Here is an 18,872-nt window from a genome sequence, read left to right as displayed (position 1 = left end):
AGCAAGGCCGATGTCCAAGGTACTGGTGGTGACCTCCGGCAAGGGCGGGGTGGGCAAGACCACCTCGTCGGCGTCGCTGGGCGCGGCGCTGGCTCAGGCCGGCAAGCGGGTGGCGGTGGTCGATTTCGACGTGGGCCTCCGTAACCTCGACCTCGTCATGGGGGCCGAGCGGCGGGTGGTGTTCGACCTGGTGAACGTCGTACAGGGCGACGCGAAGCTGACCCAGGCGTTGATCCGCGACAAGCGGCTGGAGGGGCTGTGGCTGCTGCCGGCCTCGCAGACCAGGGACAAGGACGCCCTGACCGAGGCCGGCGTCGGCCGGGTGATCGAGGAGCTTAGGGCCACCTTCGACTGGATCATCTGCGACAGCCCGGCGGGCATCGAGAAGGGCGCGCAGCTGGCCATGCGGTTCGCCGACACCGCGGTGGTGGTGACCAACCCCGAGGTGTCGTCGGTGCGGGATAGCGATCGGATCATCGGCATGCTGGACGCCCGCACGCGCAAGGCCGAGCGCGGCGAGCCGATCGACAAGCACCTGCTGCTCACCCGCTACGATCCGGCCCGCGCGGCCCGGGGCGAGATGATGAAGGTGGAGGACGTGCTGGAAATCCTGGCCATCCCCCTGCTGGGCGTGGTGGCCGAGAGCCCCGACGTGCTGACGGCCTCGAACGTCGGCTGTCCGGTGACGCTGAACAATCCGGCCTCGCCGGCGGCCAAGGCCTATGCGGATGCGGCGCGCCGGCTGATGGGCGAGGAGATCGTGCTGCGGATGCACGAACCGGAGAAGAAGGGCCTGATGAGCCGGCTGTTCGGCCGGAGGGCGGCGGCGTGAGCTTCCTGAACTTCTTCAACCGCGGCCGCGGTTCGGCGCCGGCGGCCCGCGACCGGCTGCAGGTGCTCTTGGCGCACGAGCGAATCTCGGGCGGGACCGATCTTGCGGCGGTGCTCCACAAGGAGATCCTCGCGGCGATCGCCAAGCACATCCCCATCGACCAGGACAAGGTGGTGGTGAAGCTGGACCGCGGGGCGCAGGTCTCGACCCTGGAGATCGACATCGAGATGCCGCAGGAGACGCTGGCCCGCTGAGGGCCTCAGCCGACGGCCAGCGCCGGCGGATGGCTCTCGCGCACCTCGTCCCAGATGCGCAGCACGCCGAGCTGGGACAGGGTGGCGAACATGCGGTTGAGGTTGCCGGACGCCGCCGTGAGGCCGGAGAGCACCGGCGGGCGGGCCAGGGCCTGCGACGGCACGATCAAGCCGCGGCCCTGGCGCGCGAGCGCCGGCTGCAGGATGCCGCGGGCCCGCAGCGCGTCGGCATGCCGGCGCACCGTCTCGCGCGGCAGGGCGAGCCGGCGGGCCAGCGCGGTGACGGTGATCGGCCGGCGCAGGCGGTCGGCGACCATGTCCTGGGCCGCGAAGCCCTCGCCGCCGCGCAGGTCGGCGGGCCAGGTCTCGACATTGCTGCGGAAGACCTCGAGCACGATGACGCCGTCGAAGAGGTCGCCGACCAGGGACAGCGCCTCGACGCAGCGCAGGACGAAGGCGCCCACGACGCGGGACACGGCACGGATCGGCACGACGCCCGGCGCGAGGCCGACCGAGGGCGGCGGCAGCTCCGGCAGCAGGCCGAGGTCGGCCAGCTCGTAGTAGAAGGCGCGCAGCCTCTCGTAACCACGGAAGGCGTCGACGGCGTAGCGCGGCTCGCCCAGGGTGCGACTGGGCACGACGACGCCGCCTTCGACGATGTCGCAGAAGCCGACGGCGGCCATGGCGTGGATCCGGCGGCGGGTGGTCTCGAAGGGGACGTTGAGGGAGGCGGCGACGGCGCTGATGCTGATCGGCCGGCGCATCTCGTCGGGCGGCAGTTCGTCCGTGGCGGCGAAGGCCACCTGCAGGTCGGCATGGCCGCGGATCTCGGCGGTGTTCGCCTGGATGATCGCGGCGGCCAGCAGCGCGTCGAGCAGATCGGCGTCGCCGCGCGTGATGGCGACGACGTCGAGCAGGAACGCCGCCGTCGCGCGGCCGGTCAGCCGCAGCCGTCCGATCGGACCGTCACCGTTCTCCATCGATCTCCGACCACCGTTCTGCGAAGCAGAATGCGGCGGCGGGGCGGGCGCGGCAAGCGACCCGCCAAAAACGCCGCAGACGCAGGCGCTAGTTCCAGGGGCTCTTGCGGGCGCGGTGACGGGCACCGCCGTTCCGCTGGCGCGGCCGCGGGCGGGCTGCACGATCGCCTCGGCGGCGACGCCGGTGAGCTGCATCAGGGCCGCCACCCGGTTGTGCGTCGCCGGATGGGTGGAGAACAGGTTGTCGCCCTTCCCGCCCGCCAGCGGGTTGATGATGAACATGTGGGCGGTGGCCGGATTGCGCTCGGCGTCCGGGTTGAAGTGGCCGCCGCGGGCGTAGGCCTCGATCTTCTGCAGGGCCGAGGCCAGGGCTTCCGGGTCGCCCGAGATCTCGGCGCCGTGGCGGTCGGCCTCGTACTCCCGGCCGCGGCTGATGGCGAACTGGACCAGGGCGGCGGCCATGGGCGCGACCAGCGCCACGACGATCATCGGGATCATGCCGGCGGGGCGGCCTTCCTCGTCGCGGCCGCCGAAGAAGAAGGCGAAGTTGGCGAGCGCCGAGATGGCGCCGGCGATGGTGGCGGTGACCGTCATCGTCAGCGTGTCGCGGTTCTTCACATGGGCCAGTTCGTGAGCCATGACGCCGCGGATCTCGCGCCGGTCGAGCATCCGCAGCAGGCCCCGCGTCGCGGCGACGGCGGCGTGGGCCGGGTCGCGGCCGGTGGCGAAGGCGTTCGGCTGGTCCTGGTCGATGACGTAGATCCTGGGCCTGGGCAGGCCGGCGCGGTTGGCGAGCTCCAGCGTGTCTTCGACGTAGGTCCGGATGAGCGGCTCGGGATGATCGCGGTCGACCTCCACGGCCCGGTACATCTTGAGGACGATCTTGTCGGCGTTCCAGTAGCTGATCAGGTTCATGCCGGCGGCGAAGAGGAAGGCGATCAGCATGCCGGTGGGCCCGCCGATGACGTAGCCGATGCCGACGAACAGCGCGGTGAGCGCGGCCAGCAGCATGAAGGTGCGAAGGTGGTTGCGCATGGTCCCTATGGCGATGCGAGTCCGGAACGTCCCCACGGGGAATATGGGGATTCGCGGAGGCGGATTTAAGGACGGATCAGCGGGCCGCGCGGCGGGGCGTTCGGACGGGCTCGGCCTGGGCCTGGGCGGCGCGCAGCTGGGCGTCCATGGCTTCGCCACTCATCGGGCGGGCGAAGAAGTAGCCCTGCATGCGGTCGCAGCCGGTGGAGCGCAGGAACAGCGCCTGGGCCTCGTCCTCGACGCCCTCGGCGACGATGGAGACCCCAAGCGCTCGGGCCGCGTGCAGCATGGCCGCCACCAGCTTGGAGACCCGGGCGTCCCGGCCGACGTCGCAGATCAGCGAGCGGTCGAGCTTCACCGTCTGGATCGGCAGGTGCATGAGCGCCCGCAGGTTCGAATAGCCGGTGCCGAAGTCGTCGAGCGCCACGCGCACGCCGCGGGCGGCCAGGCGCTCGATGTGGCGGCGCGCCAGGCCGAGGTCCTGAAGCAGGAAGGTCTCGGTGATCTCGACGGTGAGGGCGGTCGCCGGAAGGTCGGTGCGCTGGAGCCGGCCGATCAGCTTGCGCGAGAAGCCGGGGTCCAGGAGGTCGCGCGGACTGACGTTGCAGGAGACGAGCTCGATCAGGCCGTCGGAGACCCAGGTGGCGGCCCGGCGGCAGGCGGCGTCGAAAACCGCCTCGTCGATGGCCCGGATCAGGCCCAGCTCCTCGGCCATGGGCACGAAGGCGGCGGGCGCCAGCAGGCCCTGCTCGGGGTGGTTCCAGCGGGCCAGAACCTCGACGCCGACGGTGCGGCCCGAGCCGCTGTCGATCACCGGCTGGAACCAGGGAACGATCTCGCCGGCGGTAATCGCGCGGCGGAGGTCCTCCTCCAGCGTGCGGCGGCGCTCGGTCTCAGCGCGCAGCTCGGCGTCGAACACCGAGTAGCGGCGGCCGCCCTTGGTCTTCACCCGGTAGAGCGCCATGTCGGCGAACCGCTGCAGGTCGGAGGCGTCGCAGGCGTCGGTCGGGAAGACGGCGACGCCCACGGACGCGCCGGGCGAGACCTGGCGACCGTAGATCATCTGCGGCTGGGAGACGAGGTTGACCAGGCGCTGGGCGCGCCGGGCCACGTCCCGGACGTCGGAAATGACGGCGAACTCGTCGCCGCCGAGGCGGGCGGCGATCTCGGTCTCGGCGCAGTCCCCGCGCAGCCGCTCGCCGAGCTCGGCCAGCAGCAGGTCGCCGGCGTGGTGGCCCAGGGTATCGTTCAGCGACTTGAAGCGGTCGAGGTCGACGACGAAGAGCGCGACCGTCCCGCCGGTCTCGCGGGCGGCCTCGAGGCGCTCGCACAGGGCCGAGGTGAAGGCGCCGCGGTTGACGAGGCCGGTCAGGGAATCCGTCTGCGCCAGGCGCAGGGTGAGCGCCCGCTCGGCCTCCAGCGCAGCCACGCGCCGGGCGAGCTCCGCATGTGTGTTTCGCGTGTCGGACACGGCCGGCGTTCTGCCTCAACCTCGACGGGAGGCCTATTTTGGGCGGGACGAGGCGAATGGTGCGTTAAGCGGTATGCCTAACGGAGCCTTTGCAGGACGCGGGGCTTTCTGGGTTCAGGACAGCTTGACAGGACGGAGGTCTCCGCTTGCCCCCCGACGCCCCCGACAACGGACGCGCCACGACCGAGCCGCAGCCCCCTCCAGCGCTGGTGGTTCGACATCGCGCTGTGGAAGCGGATCCTCGGCGCACTGGTGCTGGGCGGCCTGGCCGGGCTGTTGCTGGGCGAGGCGGCGGAGGGGTTGAAATGGCTGGGCGACCTGTTCATCCGGCTGATCCGGATGATTGTCGTGCCGCTGGTGTTCGTCTCGATCGTCTCGGCGGTGGCGGGGATGGGCCAGGTGCGGCGACTGGGGTCCATCGGGGGCCGCACCCTGGCCCTCTACCTCGCCACCACCGCCTGCGCGGTCGTCATCGGCCTGTCGATGGGGGCGCTGTTCCAGCCGGGCGTGGGCGTCAGCTTCGCCGGGACGACGCCCAAGGCGGTGGGCGAGGCGCCGCCCGTGGTGGATCAGCTGCTGGCCATCGTGCCGCTCAATCCGTTCGAGGCCCTGGCGGCCGGCGACATGCTGGCCGTGATCTTCTTCGCCATCCTGCTGGGGGCGGCGGTGCTGGTGCAGGGCGAGGCGGCCGGGCCCGTGCGCCGGCTGTTCGAGGCCGGGGTGTCGCTGATGCTGTTCATCACCCGGGTGGTGATGGAGGCGGCGCCGTTCGGCGTCTTCGCGCTGATCGCCTGGGTGACGGGCACCGTGGGCTTCGCGGTGTTCGGCCACGTGGCGCTGATCGCCGGCGCGCTGGTCGCGGGCAGCCTGCTGCAGGTGCTCGTGATCCACGGCGGGCTTCTGAGGCTGGTGGCGCGGCTGCCGGCGCTGCCGTTCTTCCGCGGCATCAGCGAGGCGGTGCTCGTGGCGTTCTCCACCTCCTCCTCGGCGGCGACCCTCCCGGTGGCCATGCGAGTGGCGGAGAAGAACCTGGGCGTCAGCCCGACCGTGGCGGCCACGGCGCTGCCCATCGGCGCGACGGTGTCGATGGACGGCACCGCGCTCTACATCGGCATCCTGACGATGTTCGCGGCCCAGGCGTTCGGCATCGAGCTGACCCTGGCGCAGCTGGCGTTCGCCGGCGTAACCACCGTCCTGGTGGCGGTGGGCTCGGCCCCGGTCCCGTCGGCGTCGCTGTTCATGCTGGCCGCGGTGCTGAGCACTCTCGGCGTCAGCGCCGAGCAGACGGCTCTGGTGGTCGGCTTCATGCTGCCTTTCGACCGTCCGCTCGACATGACCCGCACCATCCCGAACAACACCGCCGACCTGGCCGTGGCGGTGACGGTGGCGCGATGGGAAGGCGAGCTGGACGCGGAAACCTACCGCGCCCCGCCCATCGAGTAGGTCAGCCGGCGCGGACGGGTTCGGCCGCGGCGGGTTCCTCGATCTGGTTCTCCCACTTGGCGACAACCGCGCTGGCGACCGAGTTGCCGACCACGTTGGTGGCCGAGCGGCCCATGTCGAGCAGCTGATCGACGGCGAGGATCAGGGCGACCCCGGCCTCGGGCATGTCGAAGTAGGCGAGGGTCGCGGCGATGACGACGATCGAGGCGCGCGGCACGCCGGCCATGCCCTTCGATGTGATCATCAGCAGCGCCAGCATGGTGATCTGCTGGGCGATCGACAGCTCGATGCCGTAGACCTGGGCGATGAACAGCACCGCGAAGGTGCAGTACATCATCGAGCCGTCGAGGTTGAACGAGTAGCCGAGCGGCAGCACGAACGAGGCGACCTTGCGGCTGACGCCCCACTTCTGGAGCTCCTCCAGGGTGCGCGGATAGGCAGCCTCGGACGAGGCGGTCGAGAAGGCCAGCAGGATCGGGCTGCGCAGGTTGCCGATCAGCTTCAGGATGCGCGGGCCGACCAGCAGGACGCCCACCACCACCAGCAGCACCCAGAGCAGGCCGAGCGACAGGTAGAAGCCGCCGACGAACTTGGCATAGGTGACGAGCACGCCCAGGCCCTTGGTGGCGATGGCGGCGGCCAGGGCGGAGAAGATCGCGATGGGCGCGAACCGCATCACATAGCCGGTCACCTTGAGCATGATCTGGGCGATCTGCTCGACGAGGGCCAGCACCTGGGGCGCCTTGTCGTCGATGGCCGAGATGGCGACGCCCACGAATACCGAGAAGACCACGATCTGCAGGATCTCGTTGCGCGCCATGGCGTCGACGATCGAGCTGGGCACCAGGTGGGTGATGAACTCGGCCAGGGTGAACTTGGACATGTCGACGCCCGCGCCTCCGGCCGCGGCGTCGGGCAGGGCGATGGAGAGCCCCGAGCCCGGCTGCAGCAGATGGACCATCACCAGGCCGAGGGTCAGCGAGGTGATCGAGGCCAGGATGAACCAGAAGATGGTCTTCACCCCGACGCGTCCGACCTCGGTGGCGTCGCCCATGTGCGCGATGCCCACCACGAGGGTGGAGAACACCAGCGGCGCGATGATCATCTTGATCAGCCGCAGGAACATGGTGGTCAGGATGTTGAGGTTGTCGGCCCACACCGTCGCCTCGGCGGCCGGAAGGTTGGCGTTGATCAACCATCCGACCAGGACGCCCAGCACCATGGCGCCGACGATGAGGTAGGTGAAAAGGCGGTTCATTGGGCCCCCGGCCAATCGAAAGAGGCGCCTTTGTCGCGAAGAACCGAGCCCTCGTCCAGCGGGTCGCCGCAGGCCCGTCGCCGGGGGGAATGGCAACCGTCACACGACGCCGCTATAACGCGCACGATGAAGAAGACAGACGCAGCCGGCATCGTCGATCGGCTGGAACACGAATACCGCACCAGCGTCACGGCGCTGCGGACCTCCCTGAAATCCTTCCTGGTCGGCGGCCCGCCGCCTGACCCCGTCGCGCGGCGGGCGGGCGCCTACGTCTATCCCGAGCTTCGGCTCACCTGGCCGGAAGGAAAGCCCTATCCGCGCATCAGCCGCGCCTTCGCCCGGGTCGGCATCCCCGGTCGCTATGCGGTGACGGTGACGCGGCCGGACCTGTTCCGCGACTATCTGGTCGAACAGCTGTCCCTGCTGCAGCAGGACTTCGACGTCGAGCTGGACGTCGGGCGCTCCGAACAGGAGATCCCCTTCCCCTATGTGCTGGACGGCGCCCGCGACCTGGCGCTCGCCGACATCGGGGCCGCGCAGATCGCCCGGCACTTCCCCTCGACCGAGCTCGCGCACATCGGCGACGAGGTCGCGGACGGCGCCTTCCTCGTCCCGCACGAGGGGCCGCGACCGCTCGCCCTGTTCGACGGCCTGCGCACCGACTTCTCGCTGGCGAGGCTCGCCCACTACACCGGCACCCCGGCCGAGCACGTGCAGCAGTACGTGCTGTTCACCAACTACCACCGCTACGTCGACGAGTTCGTGCGCTGGGCGGCCGAGCAATTGAAGACCGACAGCCGCTACACGGCCCTGTCCGCGCCGGGACGAATCACCGTGACCGCCGACACGCCCGATCCGGAAGGCGCGGTCGCTTCGGGACCGTGGCGGCGGCACCAGATGCCGGCCTACCACCTGATGGCCGAAGGCGGCGCGGGGGTGACGCTGGTCAACATCGGCGTCGGGCCTTCGAACGCCAAGACCATCTGCGACCACCTGGCGGTGCTGCGGCCGCAGGCCTGGCTGATGATCGGCCACTGCGGCGGCCTGCGCGGCAGCCAGACCATCGGCGACTATGTGCTGGCCCACGCCTATCTCCGCGACGACCACGTGCTGGACCGGGTGCTGCCGCCGGAGATCCCCATCCCGCCGATCGCCGAGGTGCAGGTGGCGTTCAACCGCGCGGCCGAGATCGTCACCGGCGAGGCGGGCGAGGTGCTGAAGCGGCGCCTGCGCACCGGCACCGTGGTGACGACGGACGACCGGAACTGGGAGCTCCGCTACTCGACCAGCGCGCTGCGCTTCAACCAGAGCCGGGCCGTGGCGATCGACATGGAGTCCGCCACGATCGCGGCCCAGGGTTATCGTTTCCGCGTCCCCTACGGCACCCTGTTATGCGTCTCGGACAAGCCGCTCCACGGCGAGATCAAGATGCCGGGCCAGGCCAACGCCTTCTACGAGCGGGCGATCGGCCAGCACCTGCAGATCGGCCTCGCCACCGTCGACCTGCTCCGGCAGGAAGGCGCCCGCCTGCATTCGCGCAAGCTGCGCAGCTTCGACGAACCGCCGTTCAGATGAGACTTCACCGATGAGCCGACTGCTGCCCTTCGAAGGCATCGAGAACTTCCGGGACTTCGGCGACTACGCCGCCGGCCAGCGGCGGCTCAAGCGCGGCCTGCTGTACCGCTCGGCGAACCATGCTCAGGCGACCGACGCCGACCTGCAGAAGATGCGGGACTTGGGCCTGTCGGTGATCGTCGACCTGCGCCGGTCGAACGAGCGCGAGACCAACCCCAGCCGCCGCTGGGAGGGTTTCGCCGCCGAGGTCATCGCCAACGACATCGGCCAGGAGCACGCCGACGAGTGGCACGAGTTCATCGCCCGCTCGGACCTGACCGCCCAGTCGTTCCGCGCCTACATGCTGGAGTACTACGACGGCGCCCCGCACGCCGCCCGACACGTCGACCTCTATTCCCGCTACTTCCAGACGCTGGCCAAGGCCGAGGGCGCGGTGCTGGTGCACTGCGCGGCGGGCAAGGACCGCACGGGCATCCTGTGCGCGCTGACCCACCACGTAGCCGGCGTCCACGACGACGACATCGTCGAGGACTATCTGCTGACCAACAACGAGGAGCGGATCGCGCGCCGGCTGCCGGTGATGCGCCAGCACTTCACCGAGATCGGCGGCCGCGTGCCATCGGACGAAGCGCTGATCGTGGCCATGCGGGTGGAGGCCGAGTACCTGGAGCGGGCGTTCGCGGCGATGCGCGCACGGCACGGCTCGATCGACGGCTACCTGGACGAGGCCCTGGGCCTGACGCCGCAACTGCGCGAGCGGATTCACGACCGGCTCTTGGCCTAGCGGTGGGGCCGGTCGGCGTCGCTCGCTTCGGTCGGGCGCGAGGCTCTGTCCGCGCGGCGGCCCGAACGGGCGTCAACGTCCGCAATGGGTCGAGGCCGTGTAAAAACTCGCTGCCGGCGCTGAGCCGCTGATGGCAGGCGGGCTAGACGCGCCGCTCCCTCAGGTCCGGATCGCCGCGATCAGCGGCCCCGTTCCGAGCATCTGCATCACCCGCTTCATGTTGTAGGCGAGGATGTGGAGACTGATCTCCGTCTTCACGTTCGGGAGCCGCTTCATTAGGAAGTGGGTGTGGCCCATCCAGGCTTTGATCGTCCCGAAGGGGTGTTCGACGATCCGCCGGCGGGCCCGCATGGCGTAGGGCGCGAGATCCATCCGCCGCTGCAGCGCCTCGATCGTGGCTTCATGCTCCCAGCGGGTGATCCGGCGCTCGACGCTGGGCGTGCACTGGGGCTTCAGCGCGCAGGCCTGGCAGCTCGCCCGATCCCAGTAGCGATGCAGGGTGAGCCCCTTCTCGACGGTCGTCATGCGCCGCCGGAGCAGGCTCCCGCCGGGACAGCGATAGGCGTCCTGCTCGGGCACGTAAGCAAAGTCCTGCTTGCCGAAGCGTCCATCGGCCTTGGCACCTGAGGTGAGCGGCTTGGGCACGTACGGCGTCACGCCGATCTGCTCGCAGGCCAGGATCTCCTCGCCGGAGAAGTAGCCTCGGTCGGCCAGCATCTCGAGCCGCTCCACGCCCATGGCGTCCTTGGCCTTGCCGCTCATCTCGGCGAGCTGCTGGCGATCGCTGCCCGTGGTGATCACGTCATGGGCGACGATCAGGTGGTGCTCGGCGTCGACGACGCTCTGGACGTTGTAGCCGACGATGCCGCTGCCGCGGCCGCTCGTGGCCATGGATCGCGCGTCCGGATCGGTCAGCGATACCTGGCCGTCAGGGGACGCCTCCACCTGCGCCTCCATCGCCTTCAGCGCCTGCATCTGCGCCCGCAGCGTGGCGATCTTGTCCTTGAGCTTCACGGTGCGGGCTTCGACCGCCTCGCCCTCGAGACGGTCGGCGGTGTCCAGCTCCTGGAGATAGCCGGCGATGTGCTCCGCGACCTGCTCGATCCGCTTCTTCAGCTTGGCCGGCGTGAAGTTCTTGTCGCGGGTGTTCACCGCCTTGAATTTGCTGCCGTCCACCGCAGCCACCGCCTGAGTGAACAGGCCGATCTGACGGCACAGCACAATGAAGTGGGCGCAGGCCGCCTGGATCGCTGCGCCGTTGTCCTTCCGGAAGTTGGCGATGGTCTTGTGGTCCGGCGCGAGCTTCCCCGTCAGCCACATCAGCTCGACGTTGCGCTGTGCTTCGCGCTCCAGCCGCCGGCTCGACTGCACCCGGTTGAGGTAGCCATAGATGTATAGCTTCAGCAGCATCGCCGGGTGATACGCCGGCCGGCCCGTCGCAGCCGGGACGATCTCGAAACCCAGGCCGCCGAGATCCAGCTCATCAACGAAGACGTCGATCAGCCGAGCCGGGTTCTCGTCGCTGACGTAGTCGTCCAGACAGCTGGGAAGCAGCACCGGCTGACGGCGATCTTCACCCTCGACGAAGCGGCTCATCAGCGCCTCCCGACCCGTGTGTCAGGAGTCTGCCCTGCTTCGCGTTTTTACACAGCCTCGGTCGGAAGCGGATATCAAGATCATCCGCTTCCGATCCGCGGAAGGCCTCCCGTTCTAGACCGTCGCCGAGACCGGCAAGCGGAACGGCGCGCCCAGCCGGTTGAACGCATTCATCGCTGCGATTGCGATGGTGAGGTCCACCAGATCCTTTGGCTCGAAGGCCGCCGAAGCTGCGGCATAGGCTTCGTCCGATGCATGGGTCTCGCTGACGCGGGTCACCTCCTCCGCCCAGGCGAGCGCCGCTCGCTCCATGTCGGAGAAGAGGTGCGGAATCTCATCCCACACGGGCACGAGCGTGATCTTGTCGACCGACATGGTCTTCCGCAGATCGCGACTGTGCAGGTCGATGCAGTGGGCGCAGCCGTTTATCTGTGACACCCGAAGGAACACGAGATGGATCAGCTCCGCTGGGAGCTTGGTACGCGTCACCACGTAGTGGTGGACGCCGTAGAGGGCCTTCGCACCCTCCGGGGCGACCTCAGACCAAGTCAAACGTACCATCGGATCTCCTGTCTAGGCTGTGAGCAGGAGACGTGCGGCGCGCCTTCGCTGTGACATGGATGAGGCTACCTCCTTCGGGGGCCGCGTCTCTCTGAAGTCGGTAAAGCGGTTTCTGGCAGGTCGTCGGAACGTCAGCTTTGCGGCGCTGAGCTCAAGTCCGCTGCCGACCCTCACCGGCCAGGGCTCGCTGACCTCTTCAGGTGGCGCTGGAACCAGGCGACCATGGCGGTCATGGCTTTGGTGGCGTAGGCGTCCGTCCTGGCCGGGTCGCCCTTGACGTAGAAGTCGTGGTCGGCGCCGGCGAACAGCCGCAGCTCGTTCTCGACGCCGGCCTTCTCGAGGGCGGCGCGCATGAGTTCGGCCTGGGCCGGCGGCACGCCCTTGTCGGCGTCGCCGTGCAGGATCAGCGTCGGCGGATCGCGTGGATCGACGCCGTGGATCGGGGAGACGGAGGCAAGCAGCTTGTCGTCGAAGGCGATGGCCCCGCCTTTCGGACGCCCTTTGAGCAGCACCTCGAGATCGGTGGGCGGGAAGTAGGCGACGACGGCGGCCACGCGATTGCCGGACTGCTCGAGAGGATTGGCGGCGGCCGGATCTCCGTCGTCGGCCATCATGCCGGCGACGAGGGCGAGATGCCCGCCGGCGCTCGCGCCCCACACGCCGATGCGCGCGGGATCGGCGCCGTAGTCCCGGGCGTGCAGCCGGATGTGGCGCAGGCCCAGCCGCACGTCCGCGACGGCGTCGGGGACCTGGAAGCGCGGGGCCGAGGAATGATAGAGCGCCACGACGGTGAAACCCTGGTCGATCAGCGCCTGGTAGCGGGCCTGGCGCTCTTCGGGCGGGGCCCAGGACGAGCGCCAGCCGGCGGACACCATGTTGACCACCAGCGCGCCGTTCGCCTTCCGCACCGGCCTGAAGACGTCGTAGGTGAGCGCCATGCCGTCGCGGTGGCCGTAGATGACGTCGCGGACGTAGGTGGCGGTCTTCAGCTCGGCAGGCGTCGGCGGACGGAGGGCGTTGCGGGGATAGCCGCTGAGCGGCGGGCCGGGATCCGCCAGGGCGTCGGCCGACGCGGGTGTCGGTGGCGCAACTTGGGTCTGGACCTGGGCCAGGGCGACGCCAGCGGCGGCGACCGCGCATGCGACGGCGAGCGCCGCGCTCCAGAGCCTGCCCATGGACCTCCCCCGATGTGAGCTTCGAGCGTAGCGGCGGGGACGGCCGGGCGCCAAGCCGACACAGCCGCGCCCGCCACGGCCTCCGCAAACCGTGGCGGGCGCTTCAGGGAACAGACCTCCAGAGAAGCCTGCGGGAAGTGTGCGCCCGCGGACCCGTCCGCCCCAATCACCTGCGCGTGAATCACGGAGTGATGATTGCGGCGCAGCGTCAGGGGGCTAACGTGTCGGCCAAGCGCCGCCGGACACGAGAGAGCGGCCCGAAGAGGGGACGTTCATGCTCGATCCGGAAGCGGTGGATGCGCGCGGGCCTGCGGCGGTGGTCGATCCGCCGGTGACCGCGACGGTGGGCGGCGACGGCAGGCTGGATCGCGGCGGGATCTCCTGGGCCGTGTTCCAGGGCGGGCGCGACCCGTTCATCATCCTGGTCACCATCTACATCTTCATGCCCTACGTGGCCGCGACCCTGGTCGGCGACCCGGTGCAGGGCCAGGCGGTGATCTCGCGCTGGGATCAGTACATCGGCTGGACGGTGATGCTGACGGCGCCTTTCCTGGGCGCCTCGATCGACAAGCTGGGGCCGCGGAAGGGCTGGCTCGCCCTGACGGTCGGCCTGATGGTCCCGGCGATCGCCCTGATGTGGTTCGCGAAGCCAGGCGGCTGGATGACGCTCACGACGGTGCTGGCGCTGGGCGCGTTCGCGCGCGTGCTCTTCATCTACACCGAGGTGCTGCACAATTCGCTGCTGGTGCGGGCGGCAGGGATCGGCGGGGCGCACAAGGCCTCGGGCCTCGCGCTGTCGCTGGGCAACCTGTTCTCGGTGGGGGCCTTGGCGTTCACGGCCTGGGCCTTCGCGCTGCCGGGCAAGGTGGACTGGGGTTTCGTGCCGGCCGCGCCGCTGTTCGGCCTGGACCCCGCGACGCACGAGCCGGAGCGGGTGGTGGCCCTGATGGCCGCGGCCCTCCTGGCGCTGGGGACCATCCCGCTGCTGCTGTTCACGCCGGATGCGCCGCGCACCGGCATCCCTGCGCTGAGCGCCTTCCGCCAGGGCGCGGCCGAGCTTGGCCGGATGATCCGCACGGTGGGCCAGCAGCGCGACGCGGCCGTCTATCTGGGCGCGCGGATGTTCTTCGTCGACGGCATGAACGCCATCCTGATCTATGCCGGGGTGCTGGCGGTGGGCGTGATGAAGTGGGGCGCGCTGGAGATGCTGGCCTATGGCGTGCTGCTGTCGATCTTCGCGGTGCTGGGCGGCTATGTGGCCCGCTGGCTGGACGGGGCGCTTGGGCCGAAGGCCGCGCTGAAGATCGAGATCGCGTTCTCGATGGCCGCGCTCGCCGCGATCCTCGGCATGGCCCCCGACCGGATCCTGTTCTTCTGGCCCTATGACGCCGCGGCGCACGCGCCGCTCTGGGCGGGGCCGGTGTTCCGCACGCTGCCGGACTGGATCTATGTGGGGCTGGGGTTCGTCTCGGCGATCTTCATCACCGCCCAGTACGCGTCCAGCCGCACGATGCTGGTGCGGCTGACGCCGGCGGCGCAGAGCGGGGCGTTCTTCGGGGTCTTCGCGCTCTCAGGGGTGGCGACGGCGTGGCTGGCGCCGACCCTGGTGAACCTCGGAACCGAGCTCACCCGGACCCAGCAGGGCGGCCTGGCGACCATCCTCGTGCTGTTGGGGATCGGTCTGGCGGGACTTTTCTTCGTGCGCGGCGGCGGGCGGCTCGATGCGGTGGCGGCTGAGGCGAAGGCTGATTCCATTGAAGAAAACCTCGGGAGCCGGCCGCTTGGTTAATAGATATCAATGCTGAATATCAGTAAACCATAGAATATTCGCGCCAGTAGTTCCCGTGTTTACTGGGGGTTAAGCGCACTTTGCGATTGTGGTCATGCCAATCGGGGCGAGCAGGCGTCAGCTTGAAGCCCCCCAACGTCTGCTCGCTGAAGACCAAGGAGAGTGACCATGTCGAAGTTCGTTACCCGCTTCATGAAGGACGAGTCGGGCGCCACGGCCATCGAGTATGGCCTGATCGCCGCCCTCATCGCGGTGGTGCTCGTGGGCGCCCTGCAACTGATCGGCACCGGCCTGAACTCGAAGTTCGAAGAGATCGAAGGCGCGATCAACGGCGCGTAAGCCGACCGGCTTCTGCACTGACGAGACCCCCGGCGGCGACGCCGGGGGTCTTTTCATTTGCGCTCTTTTCCATTCGTTCACGGCTGTCGGGCATGATCGCGCCATGCTCGCTCCCGTCGCCGCGCTGCTCGCCCTTGCGCTCCCGGCCCTGGTCATCGTGGCCGCGGTCAAGGACGTGACGAGCTTCACCATTCCCAACTGGATCTCGCTGGCGCTGGCCGCAGCCTTCGCCCCCGCGGCGCTGGCCGCCGGACTGCCGCTGACGGACGTCGGCGTGCACCTGGCAGTCGGGCTGGGCGCCCTGGTCGCCGGCATGGTCCTCTTCGCGCTCCGTTGGATCGGCGGCGGGGACGCCAAGCTGTTCGCCGCCGCGGCGCTGTGGCTGGGCCTGGCCGGCCTGCCGAGCTTCCTGCTGGCCACGGCGGTCGCCGGTGGCGGGCTCAGCCTGCTGGTGCTGTGGATGCGCAGGCCGCTGTTCCGACCGGTGGTGCTGATGGGACCCTCGTGGGTCGTGCGCCTGGCTGAGCCCAAGGAGGGCATCCCCTACGGCGTGGCGATCGCCGTGGGTGCGCTGGCGGCCTTCCCGCATGCGCCGTTCCTCAGCGCCTTCGCGGCGCTGTAGGTTGCGGGTCTGGGCTACATCGGCGACAGGAACAGCATGTCCGACGTGATCCTCGAAGCCTGGGACGGGCCGATCGTCCCCGTCCATGCGGTGTCGGAAAGCGCCGCCGAGGCGTTGCTCGCGGGCGACGCCTACGCGGCCGGACTGGCGAAGACCTCCGAGTTCAAGGGCAAGGCCGGCCAGGTGCTGCTGGTCCCGGGCGCGGACGGAGCGCTGGCCAAGGTGCTGTTCGGCGTGGGTCCGCAGACGGACGCCATGGCCTTCCGGGCGCTGCCGGCGAGGTTGCCGGCCGGAGCCTACCGCATCGAAGCCGCGCCTGAGGGGCTTGCGGTCGAGCGCATCGCCCTGGCCTTCGCGCTGGGGAGCTACCGCTTCGACCGCTACAAGGCCCGCGACGGCGAGCGGCCGCGGCTGGTCTGCCCCGGCGCCGAGCTCGCGGAAGCCAAGGCGGTGGCGCACGCCTGCGCCCTGGCGCGCGACATGGTCAATACGCCGGCCAACGACATGGGCCCGCGGCAGATCGAGACCATCGCCCGCGAGATCGCCGATCAGTACGGCGCGTCCCTCACCGTGGTTGAGGGCGAGGGTCTGCTGGAGGCCAACTATCCGGCCGTTCACGCCGTAGGGCGGGCGGCGCACCCTGACCGCGCGCCGCGGATGATCGAGTTGGGGTGGGGCAAGGACGGCGATCCCCTCGTAGCGATCGTCGGCAAGGGCGTGGTGTTCGACACCGGCGGGCTGGACATCAAGCCGTCGGCCGGCATGCGGCTGATGAAGAAGGACATGGGCGGGGCGGCGCATGCGCTGGCGCTGGGCCGGATGCTCATGGCCGCCCAGCTGCCGGTGCGGGTGGCGGTGCTGTGTCCCGTGGTGGAGAACGCCATCTCGGGCGACGCCATGCGGCCCGGCGACGTGCTGGCGACCCGGCTGGGCCTGACGGTGGAGGTGGGCAACACCGACGCCGAGGGCCGGCTGATCCTCGCCGACGCGCTGACGCGGGCGGGCGAGCTCGCGCCGGCGCTGACCATCGACCTGGCGACCCTGACCGGCGCGGCGCGCATCGCGCTGGGGCCGCAGGTGATCCCGTTCTACACCGAGGACGACGAGCTGGCGGCGCAGATCGCCGCGGCCGCCGAGGCCGAGGCCGACCCGATGTGGCGGATGCCGCTGTGGAAGGGCTATGTCGAGGCGCTGGAGAGCGACGTCGCCGATCTCAAGAACGACCCCGACGCCTGGGCCCAGGCCGGCTCGGTGACGGCGGCGCTGTTCCTGCAGAAATTCGCACCCGCGGGCGCCGATGCCGGCCCCTGGGTCCATCTGGACATCTTCGCGTGGAATCCGAGGGCCAGGCCGGGCGCGCCGTCCGGCGCCGAGGCCCAGACCATCCGCGCCCTCTACCGCATGATCCGGGAGCGGTTCGCATGAGCTTCGACACGCGCACGACTCTGCTGCGCGACGGGATCGCCGCCCGCGGCCTGGAAGGGATCGTCGACGCCGAGGTCTATCTGGACCCGACGCCGATGACCTGCGGCATGGCGGCGACGGGCATCCATCGGGAGGCGAGCGCCGCCTCCGAACAGATGGACCAGCTGCTGTTCGGCGAGCGCTTCGACGTACTGGAGGAGGACGGCGGCTTCGTCCTGGGGCAGGCGCGGCGCGACGGCTATGTGGGCTATGTGGCCAAGGGCGCGCTGACGCCGCTCGGCCCGCGGGCGACCCACCGGGTGGCGACCCTCCGCACCTATGCGTTCGAGGGGCCGAGCATCAAGAGCCGGGCGATGGGCCTGTTCTCGCTGAACAGCCTGGTGACGGTGGAGGCCGAGGAGGGCCGGCTGGCCAAGGTGACGGGCTCAGGCTGGGTCGCCGCCGACCACCTGGCGCCGATCGGGGTCTTCGAGGAGGACCCGGCGGCGGTGGCGCTGCGCTTCGTGGGCGCGCCTTATCTGTGGGGCGGTCGCGAGAGCCTCGGCCTGGACTGCTCGGGCCTGGTGCAGCAGGCGCTGTTCGCCTGCGGCATGGCCTGCCCGCGCGACACCGACCAGCAGCAGACCCTGGGCCGCGAGATCGCCGCCGCCGAGTTCGGGCGCAACGACCTGGTGTTCTGGAAGGGGCATGTGGCCATCGGCCTGGGCGAGGGGAAGATCATCCACGCCAACGCCTCGCACATGATGACCGCAGTGGAGCCGCTGGCCGACGCGGTGGCGCGGCCTGCCTACGGCGAGCCGACGGGCTACCGGCGGGTGCTGTAGGCCGCAAACGAAGAAGGCCCCCGCGGAACGGAGGCCTTCCCGATCTCTCGAATTCCGGGGCGCCGCCTACTGGCGGCTGTTGCCCGAGGCCGTCGGCGAGGCAGGGCTGGGGGGCCTGCTGCTGCGACGGCGCGGCGCCGACGCCGGGGGCGCCGACACCCTGACCGGCGGGACCGCCCGAGGTGGTGGGCGGCGTCGCCGTCGAGCCGGTCGCGGTGGGCTCGCCCTCGGCCGCGGCGCCTTCGGCCGGAGCCGCGCCGGCGTCCGCCGGGGCCGCGGCGGCGGCCGGGTTCGGCGCCGGAACGGGCAGGTTGCCACCCTTCGAGCGCAGGAAGGCAATCATGTTGATGCGGTCTTCCGCCTTCTTCAGGCCGACGAAGGTCATCTTGGTGCCGGCGATGTACTTCTGCGGGGCCTTGAGGAACTCGCTGAGGTGCTCGTCGTCCCACACCGGCTGCTTGGCGCCGAAGTCGGTCATGGCCGGCGAGTAGGCGAAGCCCGGGTGAACGCCCGGCTTGGCGCCGACGACGCCCCAGAGGTTCGGGCCGGTGCCGTTGGCGCCGCCCTGGGCGATGTTGTGGCAGGACTGGCACTTGGCGAAGGCCGCCTCGCCCGCGGCGACGTCGGCGGTCGGCAACACCGTGCCCCAGTCGATCGGGGCCTCGGCCGCGGCGGCGCCGCCACCGGTCTCTTCCGCGACCTCGATCAGATAGCCCATCTTCTCGGGCGGATGGGGCGTGAACACGCCCTTAGAGACTTCGCGCAGGCCTACGATGGCCAGACCGGTCGCCAGAACCGCACCGGCGACTTTGTTGAACGTCAGGTCGCTCATAGTCCCTAGATCACGCCTCTCTTCGGCCAGCGGGCACGCCGGCGCACGCTGCGGGAATCCCGCCCCTTGTTGCGTGC

16 protein-coding genes and 1 pseudogene are annotated in these 18,872 nt (G+C 70.1%); 10 read left to right on the top strand and 7 right to left on the bottom strand.

Features of this window, described 5'->3' with window-relative positions:
* Nucleotides 1-10 precede the first annotated feature (10 nt).
* Complete coding sequence (gene minD / locus LRS10_RS04475; RefSeq protein ID WP_257836195.1) at nt 11-832, top strand: septum site-determining protein MinD; 822 nt, start codon at nt 11-13, stop codon at nt 830-832.
* Nucleotides 829-1,086, top strand: coding sequence for a cell division topological specificity factor MinE (minE, locus tag LRS10_RS04470; RefSeq protein ID WP_257836193.1), 258 nt, complete (start codon nt 829-831; stop codon nt 1,084-1,086). The genes minD and minE overlap by 4 nt, the downstream gene beginning before the upstream one ends.
* 1,150 nt (nt 1,087-2,236) lie before the next feature.
* On the opposite strand, the pseudogene htpX reads toward minE, so the two are convergent.
* A pseudogene (gene htpX / locus LRS10_RS04465) lies at nt 2,237-3,101 on the bottom strand (zinc metalloprotease HtpX); the annotation flags it as partial.
* A 76-nt stretch (nt 3,102-3,177) separates the two neighbouring features.
* Nucleotides 3,178-4,572 carry a bifunctional diguanylate cyclase/phosphodiesterase gene (locus LRS10_RS04460; RefSeq protein ID WP_257836190.1) on the bottom strand — a complete coding sequence of 465 codons (1,395 nt, stop codon included), beginning with the start codon at nt 4,570-4,572 and terminating at the stop codon, nt 3,178-3,180.
* Nucleotides 4,573-4,791: 219 nt separating this feature from the next.
* Between LRS10_RS04460 and LRS10_RS04455 the strand changes: the two genes are divergently transcribed.
* On the top strand, nt 4,792-6,015 hold the full coding sequence (locus tag LRS10_RS04455; RefSeq protein WP_257839082.1) for a dicarboxylate/amino acid:cation symporter: 1,224 nt from the start codon (nt 4,792-4,794) through the stop codon (nt 6,013-6,015).
* Between the two features lies 1 nt (nt 6,016).
* Here the strand turns inward: LRS10_RS04455 and LRS10_RS04450 are convergent, their stop codons facing one another.
* Nucleotides 6,017-7,273 carry a dicarboxylate/amino acid:cation symporter gene (locus tag LRS10_RS04450; RefSeq protein WP_257836189.1) on the bottom strand — a complete coding sequence of 419 codons (1,257 nt, stop codon included), beginning with the start codon at nt 7,271-7,273 and terminating at the stop codon, nt 6,017-6,019.
* A gap of 126 nt (nt 7,274-7,399) precedes the next feature.
* Between LRS10_RS04450 and LRS10_RS04445 the strand changes: the two genes are divergently transcribed.
* A complete protein-coding gene (locus tag LRS10_RS04445) occupies nt 7,400-8,848 on the top strand; it encodes an AMP nucleosidase (protein WP_257836188.1) in 1,449 nt (482 codons plus the stop codon).
* Nucleotides 8,849-8,858: 10 nt separating this feature from the next.
* Nucleotides 8,859-9,632 carry a tyrosine-protein phosphatase gene (locus tag LRS10_RS04440; RefSeq protein WP_257836186.1) on the top strand — a complete coding sequence of 258 codons (774 nt, stop codon included), beginning with the start codon at nt 8,859-8,861 and terminating at the stop codon, nt 9,630-9,632.
* A gap of 159 nt (nt 9,633-9,791) precedes the next feature.
* Here LRS10_RS04440 and LRS10_RS04435 read toward each other — a convergent pair whose 3' ends face one another.
* From LRS10_RS04435 to LRS10_RS04425, 3 genes are all read right to left on the bottom strand, one after another.
* On the bottom strand, nt 9,792-11,228 hold the full coding sequence (locus tag LRS10_RS04435; protein ID WP_257835611.1) for an IS1182 family transposase: 1,437 nt from the start codon (nt 11,226-11,228) through the stop codon (nt 9,792-9,794).
* A 114-nt stretch (nt 11,229-11,342) separates the two neighbouring features.
* Nucleotides 11,343-11,789 carry a carboxymuconolactone decarboxylase family protein gene (locus LRS10_RS04430; protein WP_257836185.1) on the bottom strand — a complete coding sequence of 149 codons (447 nt, stop codon included), beginning with the start codon at nt 11,787-11,789 and terminating at the stop codon, nt 11,343-11,345.
* A gap of 170 nt (nt 11,790-11,959) precedes the next feature.
* Nucleotides 11,960-12,964, bottom strand: coding sequence for an alpha/beta hydrolase (locus LRS10_RS04425; protein WP_257836184.1), 1,005 nt, complete (start codon nt 12,962-12,964; stop codon nt 11,960-11,962).
* A gap of 274 nt (nt 12,965-13,238) precedes the next feature.
* Between LRS10_RS04425 and LRS10_RS04420 the strand changes: the two genes are divergently transcribed.
* The 5 genes from LRS10_RS04420 to LRS10_RS04400 all read left to right on the top strand — a co-directional run bounded on the left by LRS10_RS04420 (nt 13,239) and on the right by LRS10_RS04400 (nt 17,963).
* A complete protein-coding gene (locus tag LRS10_RS04420; protein WP_257836183.1) occupies nt 13,239-14,753 on the top strand; it encodes an MFS transporter in 1,515 nt (504 codons plus the stop codon).
* A 168-nt stretch (nt 14,754-14,921) separates the two neighbouring features.
* Nucleotides 14,922-15,092, top strand: a complete 171-nt coding sequence (locus tag LRS10_RS04415; RefSeq protein WP_257836182.1) for a Flp family type IVb pilin — start codon at nt 14,922-14,924, stop codon at nt 15,090-15,092.
* Between the two features lie 103 nt (nt 15,093-15,195).
* Nucleotides 15,196-15,714 carry a prepilin peptidase gene (locus LRS10_RS04410; protein WP_257836181.1) on the top strand — a complete coding sequence of 173 codons (519 nt, stop codon included), beginning with the start codon at nt 15,196-15,198 and terminating at the stop codon, nt 15,712-15,714.
* A gap of 36 nt (nt 15,715-15,750) precedes the next feature.
* The gene (locus LRS10_RS04405) at nt 15,751-17,139 is read left to right on the top strand and encodes a M17 family metallopeptidase (protein ID WP_257836180.1); all 1,389 of its coding nucleotides are present in this window, start codon (nt 15,751-15,753) and stop codon (nt 17,137-17,139) included.
* Entirely contained in the window at nt 17,136-17,963 is an 828-nt protein-coding gene (locus LRS10_RS04400; protein WP_257836179.1) for a C40 family peptidase, read from the top strand. The genes LRS10_RS04405 and LRS10_RS04400 overlap by 4 nt, the downstream gene beginning before the upstream one ends.
* On the opposite strand, the gene LRS10_RS24325 is transcribed toward LRS10_RS04400, so the two are convergent.
* Nucleotides 17,857-18,795: a cytochrome c family protein gene (locus LRS10_RS24325; protein WP_308237913.1), complete on the bottom strand. Its 939-nt coding sequence runs from the start codon at nt 18,793-18,795 to the stop codon at nt 17,857-17,859. The genes LRS10_RS04400 and LRS10_RS24325 overlap by 107 nt on opposite strands.
* Nucleotides 18,796-18,872: the final 77 nt, after the last annotated feature.

It is taken from the genome of Phenylobacterium sp. J426, from assembly GCF_024699945.1.
GTDB lineage: Bacteria > Pseudomonadota > Alphaproteobacteria > Caulobacterales > Caulobacteraceae > Phenylobacterium.
The sequence above is the reverse complement of the archived record's forward strand: the minus strand, read 5'-3'. Positions and strand labels throughout refer to the sequence as shown.

What these genes read in the sequence shown, in the direction of transcription:
- minD (WP_257836195.1), top strand. Translation starts at nt 11, where the DNA reads ATGTCCAAGGTACTGGTGGTGACCTCCGGCAAGGGCGGGGTGGGCAAG.
- LRS10_RS04450 (WP_257836189.1), bottom strand. Translation starts at nt 7,273, where the DNA reads ATGAACCGCCTTTTCACCTACCTCATCGTCGGCGCCATGGTGCTGGGC.
- LRS10_RS04445 (WP_257836188.1), top strand. Translation starts at nt 7,400, where the DNA reads ATGAAGAAGACAGACGCAGCCGGCATCGTCGATCGGCTGGAACACGAA.
- LRS10_RS04440 (WP_257836186.1), top strand. Translation starts at nt 8,859, where the DNA reads ATGAGCCGACTGCTGCCCTTCGAAGGCATCGAGAACTTCCGGGACTTC.
- LRS10_RS04435 (WP_257835611.1), bottom strand. Translation starts at nt 11,228, where the DNA reads ATGAGCCGCTTCGTCGAGGGTGAAGATCGCCGTCAGCCGGTGCTGCTT.
- LRS10_RS04430 (WP_257836185.1), bottom strand. Translation starts at nt 11,789, where the DNA reads ATGGTACGTTTGACTTGGTCTGAGGTCGCCCCGGAGGGTGCGAAGGCC.
- LRS10_RS04425 (WP_257836184.1), bottom strand. Translation starts at nt 12,964, where the DNA reads ATGGGCAGGCTCTGGAGCGCGGCGCTCGCCGTCGCATGCGCGGTCGCC.
- LRS10_RS04420 (WP_257836183.1), top strand. Translation starts at nt 13,239, where the DNA reads ATGCTCGATCCGGAAGCGGTGGATGCGCGCGGGCCTGCGGCGGTGGTC.
- LRS10_RS04415 (WP_257836182.1), top strand. Translation starts at nt 14,922, where the DNA reads ATGTCGAAGTTCGTTACCCGCTTCATGAAGGACGAGTCGGGCGCCACG.
- LRS10_RS04410 (WP_257836181.1), top strand. Translation starts at nt 15,196, where the DNA reads ATGCTCGCTCCCGTCGCCGCGCTGCTCGCCCTTGCGCTCCCGGCCCTG.
- LRS10_RS04405 (WP_257836180.1), top strand. Translation starts at nt 15,751, where the DNA reads ATGTCCGACGTGATCCTCGAAGCCTGGGACGGGCCGATCGTCCCCGTC.
- LRS10_RS04400 (WP_257836179.1), top strand. Translation starts at nt 17,136, where the DNA reads ATGAGCTTCGACACGCGCACGACTCTGCTGCGCGACGGGATCGCCGCC.
- LRS10_RS24325 (WP_308237913.1), bottom strand. Translation starts at nt 18,795, where the DNA reads ATGAGCGACCTGACGTTCAACAAAGTCGCCGGTGCGGTTCTGGCGACC.